This window comes from Psychrobacter sp. S1-30-MNA-CIBAN-0213 (genome assembly GCF_040309845.1).
In the GTDB taxonomy this organism is placed as follows: domain Bacteria; phylum Pseudomonadota; class Gammaproteobacteria; order Pseudomonadales; family Moraxellaceae; genus Psychrobacter.
On sequence record NZ_JBEOPE010000006.1, the window covers coordinates 196684 to 219917 of the forward strand.

The 23234-nt window shown below is 42.9% G+C and carries 21 protein-coding genes; 10 read left to right on the forward strand and 11 right to left on the reverse strand.

All coding sequences use genetic code 11. The features are described 5' to 3' along the window. Nucleotides 1-28: 28 nt before the first annotated feature. From AAEY87_RS08255 to AAEY87_RS08280, 6 genes are all read right to left on the reverse strand, one after another. The gene (locus AAEY87_RS08255; protein ID WP_068328550.1) at nt 29-694 is read right to left on the reverse strand and encodes a trimeric intracellular cation channel family protein; all 666 of its coding nucleotides are present in this window, start codon (nt 692-694) and stop codon (nt 29-31) included. Nucleotides 695-811: 117 nt separating this feature from the next. Then, a complete protein-coding gene (locus tag AAEY87_RS08260; RefSeq protein ID WP_068036705.1) occupies nt 812-1447 on the reverse strand; it encodes a trimeric intracellular cation channel family protein in 636 nt (211 codons plus the stop codon). A gap of 131 nt (nt 1448-1578) precedes the next feature. Continuing rightward, entirely contained in the window at nt 1579-2652 is a 1074-nt protein-coding gene (locus tag AAEY87_RS08265) for a multidrug resistance efflux transporter family protein (protein ID WP_350656753.1), read from the reverse strand. A gap of 99 nt (nt 2653-2751) precedes the next feature. Beyond that, nucleotides 2752-3483 (reverse strand): 7-carboxy-7-deazaguanine synthase QueE, encoded by a 732-nt coding sequence (queE, locus tag AAEY87_RS08270; RefSeq protein WP_350656755.1) that lies wholly within the window; start codon nt 3481-3483, stop codon nt 2752-2754. A 342-nt stretch (nt 3484-3825) separates the two neighbouring features. After that, a complete protein-coding gene (gene dapD, locus AAEY87_RS08275) occupies nt 3826-4647 on the reverse strand; it encodes a 2,3,4,5-tetrahydropyridine-2,6-dicarboxylate N-succinyltransferase (RefSeq protein WP_068036694.1) in 822 nt (273 codons plus the stop codon). 260 nt (nt 4648-4907) lie between these two features. Beyond that, the gene (locus AAEY87_RS08280; protein WP_350656756.1) at nt 4908-5837 is read right to left on the reverse strand and encodes an alpha/beta fold hydrolase; all 930 of its coding nucleotides are present in this window, start codon (nt 5835-5837) and stop codon (nt 4908-4910) included. Nucleotides 5838-6360: 523 nt separating this feature from the next. On the opposite strand from AAEY87_RS08280, the gene arsS reads away from it, so the two are divergent. The 5 genes from arsS (at nt 6361) to AAEY87_RS08305 (ending at nt 10923) form a co-directional block, all read left to right on the forward strand. After that, nucleotides 6361-7341: an arsenosugar biosynthesis radical SAM (seleno)protein ArsS gene (gene arsS, locus AAEY87_RS08285; RefSeq protein WP_068036688.1), complete on the forward strand. Its 981-nt coding sequence runs from the start codon at nt 6361-6363 to the stop codon at nt 7339-7341. Between the two features lie 78 nt (nt 7342-7419). Beyond that, nucleotides 7420-8229, forward strand: a complete 810-nt coding sequence (locus AAEY87_RS08290) for a DUF547 domain-containing protein (RefSeq protein ID WP_350656757.1) — start codon at nt 7420-7422, stop codon at nt 8227-8229. Between the two features lie 17 nt (nt 8230-8246). Next, a complete protein-coding gene (locus AAEY87_RS08295) occupies nt 8247-9005 on the forward strand; it encodes a TIGR04283 family arsenosugar biosynthesis glycosyltransferase (protein WP_350656758.1) in 759 nt (252 codons plus the stop codon). Nucleotides 9006-9136: 131 nt separating this feature from the next. After that, nucleotides 9137-9754 carry a TIGR04282 family arsenosugar biosynthesis glycosyltransferase gene (locus AAEY87_RS08300; RefSeq protein WP_350656760.1) on the forward strand — a complete coding sequence of 206 codons (618 nt, stop codon included), beginning with the start codon at nt 9137-9139 and terminating at the stop codon, nt 9752-9754. Nucleotides 9755-9855: 101 nt separating this feature from the next. Continuing rightward, on the forward strand, nt 9856-10923 hold the full coding sequence (locus tag AAEY87_RS08305; RefSeq protein ID WP_350656761.1) for a methyltransferase domain-containing protein: 1068 nt from the start codon (nt 9856-9858) through the stop codon (nt 10921-10923). A 113-nt stretch (nt 10924-11036) separates the two neighbouring features. Here AAEY87_RS08305 and mtnP read toward each other — a convergent pair whose 3' ends face one another. Further along, nucleotides 11037-11969: an S-methyl-5'-thioadenosine phosphorylase gene (gene mtnP, locus AAEY87_RS08310; protein WP_350656763.1), complete on the reverse strand. Its 933-nt coding sequence runs from the start codon at nt 11967-11969 to the stop codon at nt 11037-11039. 213 nt (nt 11970-12182) lie between these two features. Between mtnP and AAEY87_RS08315 the strand changes: the two genes are divergently transcribed. The 3 genes from AAEY87_RS08315 to AAEY87_RS08325 are packed head-to-tail and all read left to right on the forward strand — an operon-like array spanning nt 12183 to nt 15757. Beyond that, the gene (locus AAEY87_RS08315; RefSeq protein WP_350656764.1) at nt 12183-13214 is read left to right on the forward strand and encodes a TAXI family TRAP transporter solute-binding subunit; all 1032 of its coding nucleotides are present in this window, start codon (nt 12183-12185) and stop codon (nt 13212-13214) included. Next, on the forward strand, nt 13195-13719 hold the full coding sequence (locus tag AAEY87_RS08320) for a DUF1850 domain-containing protein (protein WP_350656765.1): 525 nt from the start codon (nt 13195-13197) through the stop codon (nt 13717-13719). Before AAEY87_RS08315 ends, AAEY87_RS08320 begins: the two co-directional genes overlap by 20 nt. After that, nucleotides 13691-15757 carry a TRAP transporter permease gene (locus tag AAEY87_RS08325; protein WP_350656766.1) on the forward strand — a complete coding sequence of 689 codons (2067 nt, stop codon included), beginning with the start codon at nt 13691-13693 and terminating at the stop codon, nt 15755-15757. The genes AAEY87_RS08320 and AAEY87_RS08325 overlap by 29 nt, the downstream gene beginning before the upstream one ends. A 226-nt stretch (nt 15758-15983) precedes the next feature. On the opposite strand, the gene AAEY87_RS08330 is transcribed toward AAEY87_RS08325, so the two are convergent. The 3 genes from AAEY87_RS08330 to AAEY87_RS08340 all read right to left on the reverse strand — a co-directional run bounded on the left by AAEY87_RS08330 (nt 15984) and on the right by AAEY87_RS08340 (nt 18258). Beyond that, complete coding sequence (locus tag AAEY87_RS08330) at nt 15984-16457, reverse strand: GFA family protein (RefSeq protein ID WP_350656768.1); 474 nt, start codon at nt 16455-16457, stop codon at nt 15984-15986. Nucleotides 16458-16626: 169 nt separating this feature from the next. Continuing rightward, entirely contained in the window at nt 16627-17670 is a 1044-nt protein-coding gene (gene lipA, locus AAEY87_RS08335) for a lipoyl synthase (protein ID WP_350656770.1), read from the reverse strand. A gap of 162 nt (nt 17671-17832) precedes the next feature. Beyond that, nucleotides 17833-18258 carry a carboxymuconolactone decarboxylase family protein gene (locus tag AAEY87_RS08340; protein ID WP_149038801.1) on the reverse strand — a complete coding sequence of 142 codons (426 nt, stop codon included), beginning with the start codon at nt 18256-18258 and terminating at the stop codon, nt 17833-17835. 445 nt (nt 18259-18703) lie between these two features. On the opposite strand from AAEY87_RS08340, the gene acnB reads away from it, so the two are divergent. Together acnB and AAEY87_RS08350 are read left to right on the forward strand one after the other, a co-directional pair. Further along, a complete protein-coding gene (gene acnB / locus AAEY87_RS08345; RefSeq protein WP_068036659.1) occupies nt 18704-21307 on the forward strand; it encodes a bifunctional aconitate hydratase 2/2-methylisocitrate dehydratase in 2604 nt (867 codons plus the stop codon). 232 nt (nt 21308-21539) lie between these two features. Then, entirely contained in the window at nt 21540-21983 is a 444-nt protein-coding gene (locus AAEY87_RS08350; protein ID WP_203226468.1) for a PACE efflux transporter, read from the forward strand. A gap of 107 nt (nt 21984-22090) precedes the next feature. On the opposite strand, the gene AAEY87_RS08355 is transcribed toward AAEY87_RS08350, so the two are convergent. Continuing rightward, nucleotides 22091-22888, reverse strand: a complete 798-nt coding sequence (locus AAEY87_RS08355) for an enoyl-CoA hydratase/isomerase family protein (protein WP_350656772.1) — start codon at nt 22886-22888, stop codon at nt 22091-22093. Nucleotides 22889-23234 lie beyond the last annotated feature (346 nt).

The following is a 23234-nucleotide window of genomic DNA, read 5'->3' on the forward strand; positions in this document are numbered from 1 at the left end:
CAGTTGCTGTATTAATAGTTGCTAGGCTTTAATACTTCCATTCGAGTGTCGGAAACTGCCAGTCATAACGAATGGCAAGCATCCTTAAGGTAAAGATAGTAGTCATAGCAGAGATATCAGCAACCCATTCAGCTACGCCTAGGTTGTGCAGTGCAAAGTAGAGAATGCCACCAGTTAGTGCTGCGGTAATATAAATCTCCTGCTGGAGCACTAACGGAATCTCGTTGCAGATCATATCGCGGATGATACCACCGACAATAATCGTAATGACGCCCAGTAACAATGCTACGGGGACATTGGTTCCCATACTGTCGGCAACTTTGATCCCGATCAAGGTAAAGGCTGATAGACCAATCGTATCAGAGAGTTTTAAAAACTTATCGACCCGTCTTGAATTGGGATGAAAGAATATCTGCATCGCTAATGAAGAGATAGTGATGACCGTAAGGTAACTCATGTCCACCATCCAAAATAGCGGATGACGATCCAAAATCACATCACGTACCGTACCACCACCGATTGCCGTCACTATCGATACCAGTAAGCAGCCAAATACATCGAAGTTTTTATGTTTGGCTAATATCGTACCCGAAATACTACAAGCAACAATGCCGATCATATCAAACAGATATATCAAAGAGCGTGGGTCAAAAGTGGTAATCAATTCCGCGGGGTCCAGGGCGATAGCCAACATGGGTGATTCTCACTAAGTTCTTAATTATTAAAAGGTATGATTGCTAATAGTCAGTATGTTCAACAGGAAAAACAGAGCAGTTTGATTCTAAGATTATGCAAGATTTATTCTAATTAACTAATCAACCAAGCGAATAGAGGGCAGATGCCAATCAAAGCGCAACGCTAGCATACGCACGGCAAAGATAACGCCAAGCATGATAAATTCATTCAATCCTGCATTTACGCCCAAATTTTCAAGCAGCAAATAAGTCACTGATCCGGCAATACTTGCAGAGATATAAATCTCACGCTGCAGTACCATCGGTATCTCATTACAAATAATATCGCGCAGCATACCACCAATGATAGCGGTCCAGACCCCCATCATAATTGCAATTAGCGGTGACATGTCTTGGTTTAATGCAACTTTAAAGCCAATAACGCTAAATGCTGCTAAGCCAATCGCGTCAAAAAGCTTCAGTGCGTTATCAATCTTGTGATACAAATGAAAAAAGATTTGCAGAATTAAGGAAGTCACAGTGATTACAATCACATAATTGAGATCGGTCATCCAAAATAGAGGATGGCGATCCAATGCCATATCACGTAGCGTACCGCCGCCAATTGCATTGACCATAGATACGAGAATACAGCCAGCGATATCAAAGCCTTTATGCTGAGCCAGCAAAGTTCCGGCGATAGCACAAGCAATCACGCCAACCATATCGAGTAAATAGAGTAAGATATCAGGAAAAATCAAATCATTAGTCATGATTATATCACCAAGCACTCACTATCAAAGTTGATGGAACGCTCTAACTTGAGCATTATTTAATACTAATAACTTATCTTATATAACTGATATAACTTTTGCTAAGCGGCCGAATAAGATTTAAGCGTTTTTTAACCATCTTTTGCAAACAACACCAATCCTAGCATAATCAGTGCAATGCCGATGAGCCCCATCGCTGAGGGTATCGCATTATTCAATAATAATATACCGCCAATTAAAGCAAATATCACCTCGCTGGCTTGGGTCGAATCTACCCCAGCAACCTCACTTGACGTTTGCGCTTGACCACGCGCATACAGAAAGATAGTGGTCGCTGCTACTCCTGCCAATAGTGCTACTAATAAAGTATTAAATAGTTGTGAAGTATCAGGCAATTCAGGCCGCACTATAATGCCTGAAAGTAACCAAAACGGCAAACTACCCAAAGTCATTAGCCATACTTTATTAAAAGCATTTTGCAAGAGTGAGGTTTCGATAGCAGGAATGCGTGCAATCAGGGTTTGGAGAGTAGTTTGAGATTGGACGGTAATGGCGCTACTTTGTTTAATAGCGTCGTCTGCTAAGGTTTTATATTTCGCAGCATCACGCTTATCAGCGTTAGCTTTTTTCGCGTTGTAAGAGACTTGCCAGACTAATTGATTACCGATGGGATAGCTAAAAGCGGCAATCAGCGCAGGTAATGCACCGTAAAGCAGCATTTCTGCCATTGGCGCAGCATTGATATCTGTTACAGCAGCGGCACGTAGGCCTTCACTGACGTTGACTAGCACCACACCGATAAATACTAATAGCGCGTAACCAATAAACTTTTTATCAAAGCGCTGTCCAAAGGCCAATAGTACGAGCAAACTGGTGACGACAGTGAACATAAATGTCGCCGCAACGACCCAACCTGCGACATGGTCAGCGGCATAGCAGATGCCCGTATAAAATAACCCGAAGCCAATACTTCCGGTCACACACCAAAAACCCCAATGCTGACAAAAAATAGTGGTCAGCTCTTTAATGCGACCAAAACCATATTGCATCGTAATGATAACGGTAATGATAAGCCACATAAAAACATAACGTAGGCTGGCTGACCAAAACCAATGACCACCGGCTGCACTCATCAGCTCATTTAAAATAAACGTCGAGCTAAAAAACGCACCAGCCAGTAGGCCTAACAAAATTAATCTGACCATTCCTGTGTCCTTACAGCTGGCTGGTATATGCTTTTAAGTGTGTGGGTTGACTATTATAATTTTACTAAGACAGGGCAGCTATTAGGCTTTGATTATTGGCTATTTACCTTTGGCATCCGCCCAGATGATTTTGTGTAATTGCAATTGAAAGCGTACAGGCAGCGCATCAGCTAACATCCATTCTGCGAGTTCTCGCGCTAGTACAGGTACTTCAGGGCTAGACTCTTCATCAACATCATCTGCTACATTGAACATTGGTGAAAACCAAATGGTACCGACCAATTTATCAAGCTTATGCTCAAACAGTTTTTCCTTTGCCCAATCGTAATCCTCACGATTCATAATGACAAACTTAATCTGATCATGCTGGGTTAAGTAATCAAGATTTGACCATAGGTTTTTATCGACTTCACCTGAGCTTGGCGTTTTAAGATCCATGACTTTGCTGACAGCTGGTGGGACGTTTTCTACCGTGAGCGCACCTGCGGTCTCAAGGGAGATTTCATAATCATCGGCTAATAAGCGCTTCATAAGCTCAATGGCATTTGGCTGTGCTAAAGGCTCGCCACCGGTAAGACAAATGCGTTTACAAGGATAACCTTTAATCGTAGTCATAATGGTTTCAAGCGCCTGACGCTCGCCACCACTAAAAGCATATTCAGTATCACAATAGACGCAGCGTAGCGGACAGCCAGTCAGGCGTACAAATATCGTCGGCAAGCCTGAAGTTAAGGCTTCACCTTGCAAAGAATAAAAAATTTCAGTGATACGAAGTCCTGCTTCAGGATCGGTGACAGGGATGGCACTGCTGCGTAATAATGATTCACTCATAATATTTTCAAACAGAATAAGGTGTCGATACATGTTTAAGCGTCTTGAATAAAGCAGGGACACTATTAAGAAGCAAGCTAAATTGAAGAGGCTATTACCGCATGGTTATCAGACAGTATAAAATTAACACACACGATAGCTGACAAGTCTAAGAACTTGGGGGACGAAGTGTGCGAGTTGAGTATTGTTTAAGTTGAGTAGTGCTTATTAGATAGGGTAGTCGAATCTTACGGTGAATTATAGCGTAAGACAGGTTATTAAGCTGTAAAAAAGATGCTGAAGTTCGCCCTCAGCATCTTTTTTGTCGTTTTAGCTATACGATAAAAGCTTTTATAAAAGCGCTTATGCTAAGCGTAATAGCTCATTCACTGAAGTTTTAGCACGTGTTTGCGCATCGACTTTTTTCACGATGATAGCGGCATATAAGCTATGGGTGCCGTCTTCAGAAGGCAAGCTGCCTGGTACGACAACTGAGCCTGCTGGTACGCGACCACGATGAATCTCACCAGTTTCACGGTCATAAATGCGCGTAGACTGACCGATATAGACGCCCATAGAGATAACTGCGCCTTCTTCTACGATCACGCCTTCAACGATTTCAGAACGTGCACCGATGAAGCAATTGTCTTCAATAATAGTAGGGTTGGCTTGTAGTGGCTCAAGTACGCCGCCGATACCCACGCCACCTGATAGATGCACGTTTTTACCAATTTGAGCACATGAACCAACAGTCGCCCATGTATCTACCATGGCGCCTTGATCGACATAAGCACCGATATTGACATACGATGGCATTAACACTGCGCCTGCTGCGATATATGAGCCTTTACGGGCAACCGCTGGTGGTACGACACGTACGCCGGCTTCTTTAAACTGAGCTTCGGTCCAATCAGCAAACTTAGTTGGTACTTTGTCATAGAACTGCACATGCTCGCCAGCTGGCATGACATAGTTGTCATTAAGGCGGAACGATAGCAAAACTGCTTTTTTGGCCCACTGATTGACAACCCATTCGCCATCTTTCTTTTCAGCAACGCGCAAGCTACCGTTGTCTAGTTTTTCAAGCACTTCATTAATGGCGTCGCGTACGTCTTGTGGCATAGTGCTTGGGCTGTATTCGTTACGTTTTTCAAATGCTTGTTCGATGGTCTGTTGTAATGACATAAAAGTTCCTAAAAAGTGATCATACCAAACCTAAAAACCTGCTTAACTTTGTCAAACTCGTTTAGCCTACTAGCTGTAGGGCTTGCACTCGTTTTCCGCGTTACTCTAATTTTTGAGATGGTATAGGTGAAGGTAATTGAAAATAGATTTTATATTTGAATATGAGCTGCAACTAAATATGACTGGCAACTAATACTAAAAAAGTAGCTTAGCGTATTGTCGCTAATTTGGCGAGTTTTAGCAAACCGAGTCAGCCACTGTTATGCACTTAAATGACGTATCCAATGCAAAATATCATGATAAACCACGGTGTGGTGTTGCTCATGTAGCGGCTCGTGGCGCATGTTAGGGTATAAGCGTGCATCAGTATTGCTAAAGCCTTGCTTATGCAAGTTTTTGATTATATCGCGAATGCCGCGACCCATATTACCGATAGGATCGTTCTCGCCGCTGACAAATAGCATCGGAAAGCCCTTGTTGATAGTAGATGCCCAGCCTTTATGCAATCCAGCCTGCATCAACGTAAACAACGTCATAAAACCATTGTTAGTAAAGTCAAAACCAGTCAGTGGGTCAGCTTCATATGCTTCAATATTAGCAGTGTCTTCACTTAACCATGCAAATGGAGAGGGGGAAATACGCTCATTAAGCTTAGCATTGAGTACCTTATTCATGATTTCGGCGAATACGGTATTTGGCTTTTTTGGGGCTGTTTTTGCAAGAATAGTGTTTAACGGAAGCAGGATTTTTACTAGTGGATTCGCATTTGCGGTGCCCATCAGAATGGCTCCAGTAAAATCTTGAGCATGATGCTTAAGTACGGTGCGCACGATAAATGAACCCATCGAGTGACCCATAACGAAGTGCGGCACATCAGGATGACGATTTTTTAAAGTATTCGCCATAACGATGACATCTTTTAATAATGATTGTGCAGGGTGCTCATTACCGAAAAACCCCAACTCTTCTGGTGTTTTAATGGTACGTCCATGACCGAGCTGATCATAAGTAGCGACTGCAATACCATTGTCGGCTAAGAATTGCGCAAATTCTGCATAGCGACCACTGTGCTCTGCCATGCCGTGTACGATTAGCAAGGTCGCCTTAACCTCGCCGTCTGTTGGCTCAAAAAATGTATGATGCAAATAATGGGTATTATCAGAAGAAGTAATTTGTTCAAAAGTACTCATAAGCGAATCCTTAAATAGTTATGGGTTTAAAACGTATGGCCTGTTGTATTGTGTTGGAGTCTACGCTTATAACCGTCTTATCCTTTTTGATTATTTAACGCGCTCTAGGGTGCATATTATAATCATATCATTCTAGATAACCTGTCTTTAATAGCACTTTATTATATCGATAAGCTACAAAATCAATGTTTTATCACATTTATTTAGGATAAATTCATCATTCAACAAATTATGGCTGCAACCAATCTAACTATAAAGCCAGATGCGGTCAATATTATTTGGCTATTTATATCGTCTTTATATATCCGATGAACGTCTCGTAGCACCCAATAAAATTTAGTGCTGATATGGAATAACCAGTTAAATAGTTAATATTAATAAAAATATGAGAGAAAAATAAGGTATTATTAATTAGATTAACTTTATTTTGATAGCACACTTATAAGATAAATATTGCTTAAGTCAAAGTTTTAGTTATATTTCCTTACGCTAAAGAGGGCCAACAACTGGATTCTATACCATTATGAAATCTACCATTGAACTACTCGAAGATACTGATTTTCCTAATATTAAAAGACAGAAGCTCAAAGTCCTGCAAGTTAATATGGGCTACTTATGCAACATGTCCTGTGTGCATTGTCATGTCGCAGCCAGTCCGTACCGTACGGAGATGATGTCACGTGAGCTAGTTGATCTGATTCCACAAGTCCTCCAAGCACAAAATATCGATACGCTAGATTTGACCGGTGGCGCGCCTGAGATGCACGAAGACTTTAAGCACTTGGTCAAAGCAGCACGAGCGTTGGGTGTAAAAGTGATTGATCGCTGTAATTTGACGATTCTGATGGAAGAAGGTTATGAAGATATGGCGCAGTTTTTAGCGGATAATGAGGTTGAAGTCGTCGCCTCGCTACCTTGTTACTCGTTAGAAAATGTAGACAAGCAGCGCGGTAAAGGGGCTTTTGATGACAGTATTTTAGGATTGCATAAGCTTAATGCCTTGGGTTACGGAAAGAGCGATAATAAAGCTGACTCTAATTTAACGTTGAATCTTGTTTATAACCCGCAAGGTGCAACGCTACCACCCAATCAGCAACAGCTGGAAGCTGACTATAAGCACGAGTTGAAAGCGCACTTCGATATTGAGTTTAATCAGCTGTTTGCCTTAACCAATATGCCTATTCAGCGCTTTGGTGCGGTGCTATTAGCTAAAAACGAATTCCATCCCTATATGGATCTGCTCAAAGCCAATTATGTGGCTGCTAACTTAACCGAAGTTATGTGCCGCTCGACCATTAGTGTCAATTGGTTAGGAGAGTTGTTTGATTGCGATTTTAATCAGCAGCTAAAGATTCCGGTACCAAACAAATCCCGTCGGCATCTACGAGATTTATTAATGCAGAATCCTGCTGGTGATGATATTGCCATTGCAGATCACTGTTATGGTTGTACGGCAGGACAAGGCAGCAGCTGCGGTGGAATTTTAGAAGAGTCAGCTATTTAGCTTTGTTATAGTCCACAAAATTAAAGTACATAAAATTAGCATAGGTAAACACTTATCAATTTCAACGGAGTTAATACGATGTCGTTATTCAATAACTTAATAGTCAAGACGGCTATTGCTACCACTATCTTGTTATCAAGCGCAGTGGCCTATGCTGACTTTAATCACAGCAGTTGGGATGCGTTGCTAGACAAACATGTGACCATGACTAGTGCTGGTAAGGCGTCAGTGGTGGATTATGCTGGTATGCAAGCGGATAAGAGTAAGCTGTCAAGCTATCTGAGTGCCACTAGTAAAGTTAGTCAATCTGAATTCAATCGTTGGAATAAAGATGAGCAATTAGCCTTTTTAATTAATGTCTACAACGCGGCTACGGTAGAGTTGGTGCTCACCAAATATCCAAACATCAAGTCGATTAAAGATATTGGATCATTATTAAGCTCGCCTTGGAAGCAGGATTTTATTCCATTATTGGGTAAAACGCGCTCGCTGGATGATATTGAACATAATCTGATTCGCGGCTCCAAGCGTTATAACGACCCGCGTATTCACTTTGCGGTTAATTGTGCGAGCATTGGCTGCCCAGCCCTGTTGGATGATGCTTTCACAGGCAACAAATTAGACAAGCAGCTAGAGCAAGTGACCAGTAAATTCTTAGCCGATAGTAGTCGTAATCGTCTTAAAGGCAGCACGCTTGAGGTCTCACCAATTTTTAAATGGTACAAAGAAGACTTCGCGACAAATTGGCGTGGTACTAATAACTTAGAGGGTTTTTTAGGTCGTTATAGTTCATCTTTGGGTCTTAACAAGTCTCAAGCCGCCGATCTAAAAAGTGGCAAGACTAAAATCAGCTACACTGATTATGATTGGCGCTTGAATAAAAAATAAACTGGGCGTTAAGAAACATGACTGCTGTGGCAATTAATATCTCTATCGTAATACCGGTATTAAATGAAGCGGACAATTTGCCGCGATTGATTAGTCATATTGTCCATCTGAATCCACTACCGCATCAAGTCATATTAGTCGATGGCGGTTCAACGGATAGCTCAGTGGCTGTTGCCAAGAAACTGATTATAGGGTTGATAGATACCAGCCAATTGGCTATCAATAATCAGTCAGCTACTAACGGGCAAGTTGCTGACTGGCAAGTAGTAGAGTCCGCCGTTGGTCGTGCTACCCAGATGAATGCAGGTGCTGACCTAGCAACGGGTAACGTATTACTATTTTTGCATGCTGATACGCAGTTGCCGAACCACGCTATCACCGATATTAAATCGGCAGTCATGCGAGCAGAGTGGGGGCGTTTCGATGTACATTTGGACAGTTCTGAGTGGATGCTCAAGGTAGTCAGTCAAATGATGAATTGGCGTTCGAGATTGAGTGGGATTGCTACAGGTGACCAAGCAATATTTGTTGAGCGAGAACTTTTTGAGCAGCTAGGTGGTTACCCTGACCAGCCGTTGATGGAAGATATTGAGCTTTGCAAACGTCTTAAAGCTATCGGTAAGCCAGCTTGTCTAAATAGTAAGGTGATAACTTCACCACGGCGCTGGCAACAGTATGGCACTTGGCGCACGATATTACTGATGTGGCGGTTGCGCTTTGATTATTGGTGCGGTGTATCTGCTGATAATATCAAACAGCGTTACTATAAAAATTAGTTATTAACTTAAAGACCATTAAGCAGCAAGCGTAGGGTGTGCCATGCGCACCAATTTAGAACAACAACTTTCTATCGGTGCACGCGGCGCACCCTACAAATAAATTTAAATATTATATGCCAAAGTATCCTATGCCAACAGACACGCTCATCATTATCTTTGCCAAGTTTCCCGCACGTGACATGGCAAAAACTCGTCTGCAACCCGCACTCGGTATCGAAGGCTCTACCAGTATGGCACGCCAGCTGTTATTGCATAGTGTTGAGCAGGCAGTAGCAACTGGGTTTAGCGTTGAGCTGTGCGTTAGTCCAGCACCAAATGACCCATGTTGGCAGACGCTTAATTTACCCGAGTCATTACAGTGGTCAGCGCAAGCAGATGGTGACTTAGGGTTACGTATGTTAACTGCCAGCCAGCAAGCTCTAAGTAAATTTGAACAGGTTTTATTAATTGGTACTGATTGTCCCAGTCTGACCGAAACACGTATCCAAGGTGCAGTGCAGCAACTAGAGCAGTCTGATGCCGTAATGATTCCAGCCTCGGATGGCGGTTATGTGCTCTTAGGATTTAAGCAAACTCATGCTGATTTATTCTCGGATATCGAGTGGAGTACTGCCAGCGTAGCAGCGGTGACTCGACAGCGTATTAAAGCATTGGATTGGTCGCTGATATTACTAAATCCATTACATGATATTGATGAGCCTGCAGATTTAAAATACCTGCCCGTAGGCTGGCTTGAAAAAATATGATGTTGATTGGCTTGTCCTCTAAATGTGACTAATATTTATTACTTTTAGAATGACATTTATAAGATTGCTTAAGCTGTTTTATTATTAACAAGGAAGTTATTATGCATGAGGTCGTTCAAGATTATTATGGCAAGCAGCTACAAAGCACCGAGGACTTAAAAACGTCAGCATGCTGTGATGTTAGCAATATGCCAAGTTGGTTAAAGCCTTTGTTAGCCAATATTCATGATGAAGTTTTAAGTCGATACTATGGTTGTGGATTGGTCTGCCCAGCGCTACTTGAAGGTTGCCGTATCCTAGATTTGGGATGTGGATCAGGCCGTGATGTGTATGCGCTCGCACAATTGGTTGGACGTACAGGCCATGTGGTCGGTGTCGATATGACGGACGAACAATTAGCCATTGCAAAGCAACATCAAGATTATCATGTCGATAAATTTGGCTACGATAATGTGACGTTTCTTAAGGGCTACATCGAAAAACTAGATGAGCTAAATCTAGACTCCAATAGCTTTGATATCATTGTCTCAAATTGCGTCATTAACCTATCACCTGATAAAGCAGCAGTGATGGCCAGTGTGCAGCGTTTGCTTAAGCCGGGCGGTGAGTTTTACTTCTCTGACGTCTATGCAGACCGCCGTATCCCGCAGCATTTAGTCAATGATCCTGTCCTTTATGGGGAATGTTTAAGCGGTGCATTATACTGGAAGGATTTTGAGCGCCTAGCGCGACAGGCTGATTTTTTAGACCCGCGTTTGGTTGAAGATCGTCCGCTTGAAATCACCGATCCGCTACTTGCCGCTAAGATTGGTGATATTCAGTTTTTTTCCGCTACTTATCGATTGTTTAAAATCGCCACGCTTGAAGATGCTTGTGAAGACCACGGTCAAGCAGTCGTTTATCACGGAACCATTGACCAGCTAACGCATTGTTTTGATTTAGATAAGCATCATGCGATTGAGACAGGTCGCGTCTTCCCCGTCTGCGGTAATACTTTTCGCATGCTAAAAGAATCACGATTTGCTAAGCATTTTGACTTTATTGGAGATGATAGTCGCCACTACGGTATTTTTGCAGGCTGTGGTGACATCCTGCCATTTGGTAATCAAGCGAATATAATGTCTAGCTCAAATGCTGGGACGTCTGTTGATTCAGGCAGCTGTTGTTAAAAATAAGATTTGTATGATTTAAAAAAACTATTTGTTAAAAAATAGTCTATTAAACATGAAAGAGGCCATCAAATGATTTGATGGCCTCTTTTATTGAATGCATATTTCAACATCTAAGGAAGTAACGCTGCAAGTCTAGTTTTGGTTTGTTCATCCATCGCTTCAATAGGGGTGACTAACGCTTGAGCTAGCGCAGTATGAGCGATTGATTTAGGCTGTTCGGCGGCAAGTAGAGCGATTGCTTGCTTAATCACTTGTTGCGCGTTATCTGCATTTTTCATTAGATTTTTTATAGCATAATCGGCACTGACGGCTTCCTCGGTAGGATGCCAGCTATCAAAATCGGTCACTAGCGCCAAGGTGGCATAGGCGATACGTGCTTCACGTGCCAGCTTCGCTTCTGGCATATTGGTCATGCCGATGATGTCCGCTTGCATCTGTCGATACCAGTGTGATTCTGCGCGAGTAGAAAACTGCGGCCCTTCGATACATACATAGGTCGCTTTAGGGTGGCACTGTCCATCCGTAATATTGGCTTTATCATAAGCTCGCATTAAGATGTCTGCTACTTCAGGGCATAAAGGGTCAGCCATTGACACATGGGCGACCGCACCATCTCCAAAGAACGAGTTTACTCTCTGCTTAGTCATATCAATCATTTGATCAGGAATGACCATATCTAATGGCTTCAGCGACTCTTGCAATGAGCCAACTGCTGAGACTGAGACGATATAGCTGACGCCTAAGGTCTTTAATGCATAGATATTGGCACAATAAGGCACCTCAGATGGGGTCAATCTGTGCCCTTGACCATGTCGCGTTAAGAATGCAACCGTTACGCCATCAAGTTCACCGAGTACAATATCATCGGATGGATCTCCATAGGGTGTCTCAACTTTAACGCTGCGCTTATTGGTTAAAGCCTGCATTTGATACAGACCGCTACCACCGATAATAGCGATATCAGCTGATTTGCGAATAGTTGTGGAGGTGCTATTGTTTAAAGGCTTTTCATTTGCGATTTGACTATCTCTTACTGTGCTCATCTTAATTGGCTTCCATGTCGTTATGATTGTCGTCAGCATAGGTTATATTTTTTCAAAAATAAATCACTATTAATGAGAGGCTTATAGGTATAACACGAAAAAGTCGTTAGATATAATTTGTATTTGAAGTGAGTTGCGGTATGCTTACTAGGCTATTGATAAATTAAATTAACTTATAACCGAAGATAGTCTTAACCATCAAGGAAGAAACCAATGAAATTGACCAGTAAAACGTCTCTAATCATAGCAATGATTGCGTCTAGTTTGGCATTCACTGCGTGCTCAAAAACAGAAAATGAAACGGCGAGCGTTGATGATTCAGCGGTCACTGGCGAGTCAGAAACGGCTGCCCCAGCTGCTGATGATAAGCTTGAGACTAAGTTTGTCACCATAGCGACAGGGGGCGCGTCAGGCCCTTATAATATCATTGGTACATCGCTATCAGAGATTTATGCCAAGACCTTTGGGGTTAACTCAAAGACACAAACGACAGGTGCTTCAGTAGAAAACGTCAATCTACTGACCCAAGGCAAGGTCGATATGGTACTGGCGCTTAGTGATGTCGTCACTGATGCCGTTGAAGGTAAAAACAACTTCGATCAACCAGTAGCCAACATTCAACAGATTGCTGTGTTATATCCTAACGTGGTGCAAGTTGTCACCACCAAAAAATCTGGCATCAAAAATATTGAAGATTTGCGCGGCAAGCGTATTGCAGTAGGTGATCAGGGCTCTGGAACTGAGGTTAATGCTAGGACGTTATTGGAAGGGTTCGGTATCACTTATGATGATGTTGAAGTAGATTATCTAGGCTTTGCTGAAGCAGCAGATGGCATGAAAGCGGGTAAAATCGAAGCGGCATTCTTTAGTAGTGGTCTACCAAACTCGTCATTGATGGAGTTAGAGCAAGGCTTAGATTTGCAACTGATAACCATCAATCAAGACAAGCTTAATGAAATCATTGCAACCAAACCTTACTTTAAAACTTTCGAGATTCCTGCAGGCACTTATGGTAATGAAGCAGCGATTCCAACTGCAGCGATTATGAATGCCTTATTAGTACGTTCGGATTTATCTGAAGCTGACGGTTATAAGTTGACCAAGGCTTTATTTGAAAACTTAGATGGTTTAAGAACAGCACACCAAGCGGCCACTGATATCAGTCTAGAGACTGCCAATACTGGCATGGTAGCACCGATTCATCCTGGAGCTAAAAAGTACTATGATGAGCAAGCAGCCAAATAAACGTTTATGGCTATTAACTAGCGCGGCACTGGTTGTTGCGCTAGTTTTTTTTGCGCTATGGGCCAGCTTATCACGTCAGTCCGTTGTCGAAGTGCAAGTCGATGGAAAAACCTGTTATTTCACTGAGCCTAACTTTCAGTTGCGCTGGATTCATTCTGTAGAAAAGCAATGGTGGGAGGAGCAATATCAACGTGAAAACGATGGACTACTCCTGACCACTACTTATTTTGAAGCATTTGGCGCTGGCACCCCTTCTACTGAAGCGCTTGCACCCATACAAAAACCTGGCTATTTGGGTTATCAAATCAATGAAAAACTGCCCAGCCTTAATTGGGTAGTATCTAGGCTTACCAAGGGTGAGCTTGATTATGCTGACTATCGGCTTTTGATTCATGAGTGGGCGCCAGATTATTCTGAAGTAACTATTACGCCTAAGGCGTATAATTTAATTGATAGATTGAAAAAGGACTTTTGTCATGAACTCTCAAGTGACGGATCACGATAGCGTGATGACTGGGCTCAGCGATGACGCTCATTTGCCTGAGCAGCCAGATACTGGCACTGAAGCTGAGACGGAAGCTCATAATCGAGCAATATTAGAAAAGTATGACCGAGAGTCAATCACCCGTAACATCACCCAAGGCCCAGTAAAGTATTTTATCGCTGGGATTTGCATTTTATATTCTCTGTTTCATCTGTATATCACTTTTAATCCCATGCCTGCACTGCTACAACGCTCTGTGCATGTCGGTGTTGGATTTGCCTTGATATTTCTGATTTTTCCAGCCAGTAAAAAAAGCAGCCGACAGCAGGTGGCTTGGTATGACTGGATTTGGTTTGCCCTGTCCTTATCTGGAATGGCCTATCTCATCTACGAGTATCAAGACATTGTGACCTCGCGTGGCGGCATGGCCAATCAGGTTGATGTGATATTTTCTATTATCACGGTAATTTGTGTCCTTGAAGGCAGTCGGCGTATCACTGGTTGGATTTTGCCTATATTAGCGTCGATATTTTTGGCTTATCCGTTTGTCAGTCATCTAGACTTTATGCCTGATCGGCTGCTTACGCGCCCTTATGATATGGGTGATATTTTTGGTCAATTGTTTTTAAAGACTGAAGGTCTGTACTCCGTTGCGATTGGGGCGTCGGTTACTTTCATCTTTTTGTTTATTTTATTTGGTGCATTTTTAGCTCGCTCTGGCATGGGACAGCTGTTTAATGACTTGGCACTCGCGCTAGCCGGTGATAAAAAAGGCGGGCCTGCCAAGGTTGCAGTCATCTCAAGTGGCTTTATGGGCAGTATCAACGGCTCAGCGTTATCGAACGTTGTCAGCACCGGAGCGTTTACCATCCCTTTAATGAAAAAGGTCGGTTATCATAAGGACTTTGCAGGTGCAGTAGAGGCGAGCGCTTCTGTGGGCGGGCAGATATTGCCTCCTATTATGGGTGCCAGTGCTTTTATCATGGCGGAGACCACAGGGTTGCCATATAGTACGATTGCTTTAGCAGCATTACTACCGGCGGTACTTTATTATTTGGGCGTCATTGCTCAAGTGCATTTTCGCGCCGGACGTCGCGACCTAAAAGGTATCGCCAAAGAAAGCCTACCGCAGGTAAAAGAGGTGTTAAAAGCGCGCGGTCACATGCTATTACCGATTGTATTTTTGATATTTCTATTAATCAGAAACGTACCCGTAGGCTATGCCGCGGCTTATACCATTGGTTTTACGGTCGTAATTAGTATGCTACGCAAAGAGACCAGAATGGGGTTTTCTGACATTTTGGGTGCTTTAGAAGATGGTGCTCGTCAGTCGCTAGCCGTGATGGCAGCTTGTGCGGTGGTAGGTGTGATCATCGGGGTTGTGAGTTTGACCAGCTTTGGTACGGTGATGACCTCATCAATCGTGACGCTAGGAGCAGGGTCATTATTCCTAACCCTTATTTTAACGATGCTAGCATCGATGGTATTGGGCATGGGGCTACCGTCTATTCCAGCTTATATTATTACGGCAACGATGGCAGCACCAGCTTTAGCAGGGTTTGATATTCCGATTTTATCAGCGCATATGTTCGTATTCTATTTTGGTATTTTCGCTAATATTACACCGCCTGTGTGTCTGGCAGCCTTTGCCGGCGCTGGTATATCCGGTGGCGATCCGATGAAGACAGGCTTCTTATCGTTAAAGTTAGCATTGGCCGGATTCATCGTGCCATTTATGTTTATTTATAGCCCCACGATGCTGATGATAGACCCAACTGGTCTAGCGGTCACGGCGAAAGATTTTCCGCTACCGTCTATTCTTGACATAGTAACTGTCGTGTTGACTTCGGTCACAGGTGTTATCGCGCTAAGTGCGGCGCTGGAGGGTTATTTTAAAGGTGCTATGAATCCACTAACTCGTGGAATACTGACCATTGGCGCGTTACTATTGATCTATCCTGAGCTTACGACAGGATTAATCGGCGGAGTAATAGTATTAATCGTGGCTGTATTTAATATAAAAACAGCTGATAAGCCAACGCCAACTCTAACCGTTTAAAGCGTTAGGTTTGAAGGTTTTAGAGATGTATTAAAGTCACAAAAAAGGGTGAATAACGATTATTTGTTATTCACCCTTTTTAGATTCTCAGCTAACTGTTTTTAGTTATGATTTTTAGGGTCTGTTAAACATTCAAATATTAGAATTGCCAGTACCACATTTGAATGTTTAACAGATCTTAAGCTCTAAACATAAATTGTAAACTCAGATTCTAAATATATAGCCACTAGCGTTTACTCACTCTTTTAAACATACCCTGAGCAAGCGCTTTAACGATCATTGCCTGACTTTGTACAAAGCCATTGTACTTGGGCAAATCATCGTCCATATCTTCAACGCGGCGGTTATAAAATAGATGCATAGTCGGTTCAGGCAATGCAGCTATATCATGGTAATTTGTTGTCGGTACTAATATGAGATTGCCACCCAACGCCATTTCTATACTGGGTTTGTTGCAGCGAGTACAAAGCCCGCGACTAATATTTGGTGGGAGTTTCCAACGGCGAAATTTGGTTCTAATGAGGTTTAAATTGCTGACATCGGACTTCATTAAAACCGTCACATCATTATAAGCTTGGCTAGTAAATTCTTGGCAAATAGTACAGTGGCAGATAAAACGACCAATTGGCTTATTGTTGACCGTATAAGTATTGCTATAACAGGAGCAAGAGCCTTCTTGTGGGGTAAATTCGCTGCTCATTAGTTAGTCCTTCATTAATAAGAGGGTAAGAGAGTTGTCATAATTTATTAATGCAAAATATAGCACTATCTTAGCGTACTAATGTAGTCGCTTTGAGTAGAGCACAATAAAAAAGGAGACCTTTTCGAGTCTCCTTTTTCTATAAATAACTGGCTTAATCAATCAGATACTAGCAGCCAAGCTTACCTTCTGCTGCCAATGCCTTTTTACTACGAATAGGTGCTGGGCAATCTTCGCCGTAGTATTGACGATCGGCAAAGTAGCTTGAGCGTACCATCGGCCCTGCCCAAATGTTAAAGAAGCCAATCTTTTTGCCATAATCCATATAACGCTGGAACTCGTCTGGATGGACATAACGATCAACTGGCGCGTGGTTTTTACTAGGTTGTAGATACTGACCAACCGTAATCATATCCACGTTATGCGCTTTTAAATCATCAAGCAATGCATATATTTCTTCTTCAGTTTCACCAAGACCTACCATAAAACCGCATTTAGTGGCGATATCAGGGCGACGCTCTTTATATATCTTGAGCAAATCTAATGAATGCTGATAGTCAGAGCCTGGGCGGAAGGCTTTGTACAGACGTGGCACGGTTTCGATGTTGTGGTTAAACACATCTGGCGGTGTTTCCGTCAGCAAATCTAAAGCCACTTCCATGCGCCCACGGAAATCAGGTACTAGGATTTCAATTAAGCAGTTCGGGCTAAGCGCTCTTGATTCATTGAGTACTTCAACGAAATGCGCAGCACCGCCATCTTTTAGATCATCACGATCAACAGAGGTGATAACGGCATATTTCAACTGCAAGCCTAAAATGGTCTCAGCCGTATGGCGGGGTTCATCAGCGTCCAGCTCATTTGGACGACCATGTCCCACGTCGCAGAACGGGCAGCGACGGGTACAAATATCACCCATAATCATAAAGGTCGCCGTACCATCAGCGAAGCACTGCGGCAGGTTAGGGCAGGCAGCTTCTTCACAGACGGTATAGAGCTTTTGCTCACGCAAGGTGGCTTTGATACGGGCCACTTCAGCAGGCGACGACATCTTAACCCGAATCCAATCTGGCTTTTTCTTCGCCTCGACGGTCGGGATTACTTTAATTGGGATACGTGCAACTTTATCGTAGCCACGTAGCTTTTCGCCTTGGATGGCTTTTTTGGGTTTGACCTTAGCAGCAGGCACATGTGTTTGTACGGCAGTTGTCATAATTAAATTATCTCTTAACCCTTTGTAGTATAAGGGTTTATGGAATTATTAAAATGTTTTATGAGTTGAGATATTATAGCAGAGATTTAGGAGTTAATTTCCAAAGAATATTGTCTCACTGACCTAATCAAGACTACTACGATTGGTCTGATTACCATAGTTTTAAATATCTATGTCAATGTCCAACTCATTCAGTATTTCTATAGCAGCACGAAACGCTTCTTGGGTGGCAGGTGCACCGCAGTAAGGCAAACTGTGCATCAATACTTCTCGAATCTCAGCGACACTGGCACCGTTATTAATGGCACCTCGAATGTGTCCTTTTAGCTCAGTTGGGCTCTTTTGTGCAATTAAAAAGGCGATGGTGATTAATGAGCGATATTTGCGCGGTAATACCGAGTCATCTTGCCAAGTGCTGCCCCAAGCGTTTTCAATGATCCAGTCTTGCAATGGCTGGGTAAATCCAGTTGCGCTATCAAGCGAGCGTTTGACATGTGCCTCGCCCATTACTTCAGTACGAACCTTGAGACCGTTTTGATAATTAGCGTTGTGCTCCATATCCTTGTTTTCTATGTCGTGGTTTTCCATATCACTACCGTCCATGTCGTCATCCTTCATATTTATTTTATCAATTTAGTATTTGCTAATAAAAACTATTTTTTCAAGCGCTATTTTTCTAAGCTATCGTATTAAAATGATATTTTATAAAATAATATCTTACAAAAGAGTATCGCCGTCGCACAGTATTTGTTTAACCGTAAATCGAGCTGTGCTTGACAAGAGTTACAAGCTGAGTACGGGTTCTATAAAGGCAGTCAATCATATTGTTGATGGTACTATTTATATAATAAATGTTCAATATGACCCCTTTATGGCTGCTTTATGAGCCTTTTAAAGGCTGAGCCATTAACATTTAGAGCGTTTTAAGCTATGATTGCACGGATAATTATTCCACCTAGTACATAGACGCAGGCTGTCATGCTGACTACCCACGTAATGTGCTAATACCCCCCAACTGACGAGGACGACTATTGTGTTAGAAGCTTATCGTAAACATGTCGAAGAACGTGCTGAGCTAGGAACGGTTCCGCTACCACTGAATGAAAAACAAGTAGCAGAGTTGGTTGAAATATTAAAAACCCCACCAGCAGGCGAAGACGCGTTCTTAATGAACCTGCTAGAAAACCGTATTCCTGCTGGCGTTGACCAAGCTGCTTACGTTAAAGCTGCATTTTTAGCTGCTATCCTTAAGGGTGAAGCATCATCACCACTTATCAGCAAGCAAAAAGCCGTTGAAATCCTAGGCACTATGCAAGGTGGCTACAACGTTCAGCCATTGGTTGCTGCACTAGACGACGCCGATGTTGCACAAGACGCAGCAGAAGCATTGAAAAAGACATTGCTCGTATTTGACGCGTTCAATGACGTCACTGAAAAAGCTGAAGCTGGCAACGACATCGCTAAAGAAGTCGTTCAATCTTGGGCTGACGCTGAATGGTTCTTGAACCGTGCTGCCGTACCAGAAAAGACCACTTACACGACGTTTAAAGTGACTGGCGAAACCAACACTGATGACTTGTCACCTGCGCAAGATGCGTGGAGCCGTCCTGATATCCCATTGCATTCATTAGCCATGCACAAAAACTCTCGCGACGGCATCACTGCTGACGAAGAGGGCGTTGTCGGTCCAATGAAGCAGATCGAAGCGTTAAAAGAAAAAGGCCATCCACTGGCTTATGTTGGTGACGTGGTTGGTACGGGTTCTAGCCGTAAGTCTGCGACGAACTCAGTATTGTGGCTCATGGGCGATGATATCCCTAACGTGCCAAACAAACGTGGCGGCGGTTTAGTATTAGGTAACAATATTGCACCTATCTTCTTTAACACTATGGAAGATTCTGGCGCATTACCAATCGAAAAAGTGGCTGTTGATAACCTAAACATGGGTGATGTATTTGACATCTATCCGTATGAAGGCAAAATCACTAAGCATGACTCTGACGAAGTACTGTCAACGTTCAAGCTAAACTCACCAACATTGCTTGATGAAGTTCGTGCTGGTGGCCGTATTCCACTAATCGTTGGTCGTGGTTTGACTAACCGTGCTCGTGAATACATGGGTCTTGGTCATTCAGATATCTTTGCCAAGCCAGAAGAGCCAGTTGATACGGGTAAAGGCTTTACCCTTGCGCAAAAAATGGTTGGTAAAGCTTGTGGCCTGCAAGGCGTACGTCCGGGTATGTACTGTGAGCCTAAAATGACGACTGTTGGCTCTCAGGATACCACTGGTCCGATGACCCGTGATGAGCTAAAAGATTTGGCATGTTTGGGCTTCCAAGCAGACTTAGTCATGCAGTCATTCTGTCACACTGCTGCTTATCCAAAGCCAGTTGACGTTGAGACTCAGCATACACTACCTGACTTCATCATGAACCGTGGCGGCGTCAGCTTACGCCCGGGCGATGGCATCATTCACTCGTGGTTGAACCGTATGCTACTTCCAGATACCGTTGGTACTGGTGGTGACTCGCATACTCGTTTCCCAATGGGTATCTCGTTCCCAGCTGGTTCTGGTCTAGTAGCATTCGCAGCAGCGACTGGTGTTATGCCACTTGATATGCCTGAGTCTGTCCGTGTCCGCTTCGTTGGCGAACGTCAGCCTGGTATCACGCTACGTGACTTAGTCCATGCGATTCCTTATCAAGCGATCAAAGAAGGTCTATTGACCGTTGATAAGAAAGGCAAAATCAACGAATTCAATGGTCGTATTCTTGAAATTGAAGGCTTAGAAGACCTAACCGCTGAGCAAGCGTTTGAGTTATCTGATGCGTCAGCTGAGCGTAGTGCCGCAGGTTGTACCATCACGCTATCTGAAGAGTCAGTAACTGAGTACCTAAATTCAAACATCACGCTGCTTAAGTGGATGATTTCAGAAGGCTATGGCGATGCGCGTACTATTAGCCGTCGTATCGAGCAAATGCAAGAGTGGTTGGCTAATCCAAGCCTCATGCGTGCTGACGAAGATGCAGAATACGCCATCGATATGACTATCGACATGAGCACGATTAAAGAGCCGATCCTTTGCTGCCCGAACGATCCAGATGATGCAAAAACATTGGCTGACGTGGCTGGTGATACCATTGATGAAGTATTCATTGGTTCATGTATGACTAACATTGGTCATTTCCGTGCTGCAGGTAAACTGCTACAAGACGTACCAGCAGGTAGCCTCAAGACTCGTCTATGGATTGCGCCACCAACCAAGATGGATGCGCGTCAGTTGATGGAAGAAGGTTATTACAACATTTATGCTCAAGCCGGCGCTCGTACTGAGATGCCAGGTTGTTCACTATGTATGGGTAACCAAGCACGTATCGCACCGAACTCTACTGCGGTATCGACCTCAACCCGCAACTTCCCGAACCGTCTAGGTCAAGGCGCTGATGTATATCTGGCTTCTGCAGAGCTTGCAGCAGTGGCAGCAGTACTTGGTAAATTGCCGACTAACGAAGAATATCAGCAGTATGCTGGCATGCTAAACAGCATGGGCGAAGAAGTGTATCAGTACATGAACTTCGACCGTATGGAAGAGTACACTGAAGAAGCGGATAAAATTAACGTTGCTCAGTTGACTTAATATTAGTTCAAATTTAAGCTAAACGTTTTTAAGTTTTAAAAATAAACCCCGTATCGTAATGATGCGGGGTTTTTTGCTATAAGCACCGACTGGTTTCTCTCAGTATCTTAGGTATAATATAGGCGCAGGCGGAAACCGTGGCTCTGCACTTAATCTATTTTTTCTATCTCGGGACGGACCGATACTTTGATAGGCACTTTTTTGTTTACAATCAAGTGCTCTGGAGTTTTGGTTGATTACTTTATCCCCACTCAAACGTCGTATCGTCTATGTGATTATCTTTGAGATTATCGCAATCATTTCTTCTACCTTTGTACTGATGAAGCTCAGTGGTGGCGATGCGGCAGAGTCCTTACCAGTTGCTGTGATGGTGTCATTGGCCGCTGTGATCTGGAACTTTATTTACAATACGGCCTTTGAGGCGTGGGAAAGTCGTAAGCAGGTGACCAAGCGCACGTTATGGATACGTAGTGCCCATGCCTTGGGATTTGAAGGCGGATTGGTTTTAATTTGCTTACCACTGTATATGATTTGGTATGATGTTGGTGTGACAAAAGCCTTTATAATGGAGGCAGCGTTATTGCTATTCTTCTTAGTTTATACCTTTGTTTTCACGTTAGGTTTTGACAAGATATTTACTTTACCATATCAACAGGAGTCAGCCTCCGCCTCTTAACAAGTAACGATATGGTTAACCATAATATATAGGGTTTTACTCAAGACAAAAGGCTGCCATTTGGCAGCCTTTTTGATGATATTGCAAAAGCGAGTCTGACTAGTTTATTACTTACCTTGATAAACTGGTTTGCGCTTTTCAATGAACGCTGTAACCCCTTCAATGAAATCATCAGTTTTCGCCAGCATTGCTTGTTGTTGCACTTCCATATCGAGTGCCTCATTCAAGCCTGAGTAAGCATGAGTATTGAGCATATGTTTCATACTAGACAAGGCTTTAGCTGGCAGAGCGCTCAGACGAGAGGCAAGCTTTAACACTGCGGCATCAAGCTCTTCAGATGACACGACTTGGTTGACCAAGTTTAAGTCAGCCATGTCTTGTGCACTGATTTTATTGCCAAGCATTACAAGCTCAGTGGTTTTAGCAGGGCCAATTAACTGATTTAATAAATACACACCGCCAGCATCAGGTACGAGGCCGATATGTACAAACGCTTGCACGAATTTCGCGTTATCTGCGGTGATACGAAAATCACAAGTTAAGGCTAAGTTCATGCCTGCGCCTGCAACCGCGCCTTCTAATTTAGCAATAATTGGCTTATGAATTTTACGTAACTTTAAGCTGACTTCTCCAGCGCCTTCCACCATGCCTTTTAGTTTATTTGAAATCACTTCTTTGTCTATGCCTTCAGATAGCATCTCTTTAATGTCACCACCGCTTGAGAAATTGCCGCCTGCACCTTGTAAGACAATTACTCTAACTTTATCATCAGCTTCAGCCTGCTCAAGCGCTTCTAGTACACTGGTCTTTAATGGTGTGCTAAAGGCATTCAGACTTTTTGGGTCATTTAGAGTGATGGTGGCAATATGGTTTTCGCTGTGATACTCGACTAGAGATTGTGACATCTTTGATTTCCTTATTTTAAATGGCTGATTAACATTGATCGATAATGAATGAAAAGTGATCCGAATAAATGATTCAGTATTTATTGCTAATTCTGCTTACTATAGCAGCTTGTCATGATTATAAAAGCAGGTTTTGTGGGCGCTTAAGCCATACTAATCTTGATAGTATTTCCGCATAGCTATAGACAGGAATTAATAGGTGGTGAGAAGTCTTTACGGGTTTAAAGCTGCTTACATTCATTATTAGAAACATTACTTGAAATAAATATTGGGGCTGTCCTAGATAAATAAAATAATCTAGGATAGTCATATGAGAAAGAGTAGATTAAGTTGGTACAAACAAACT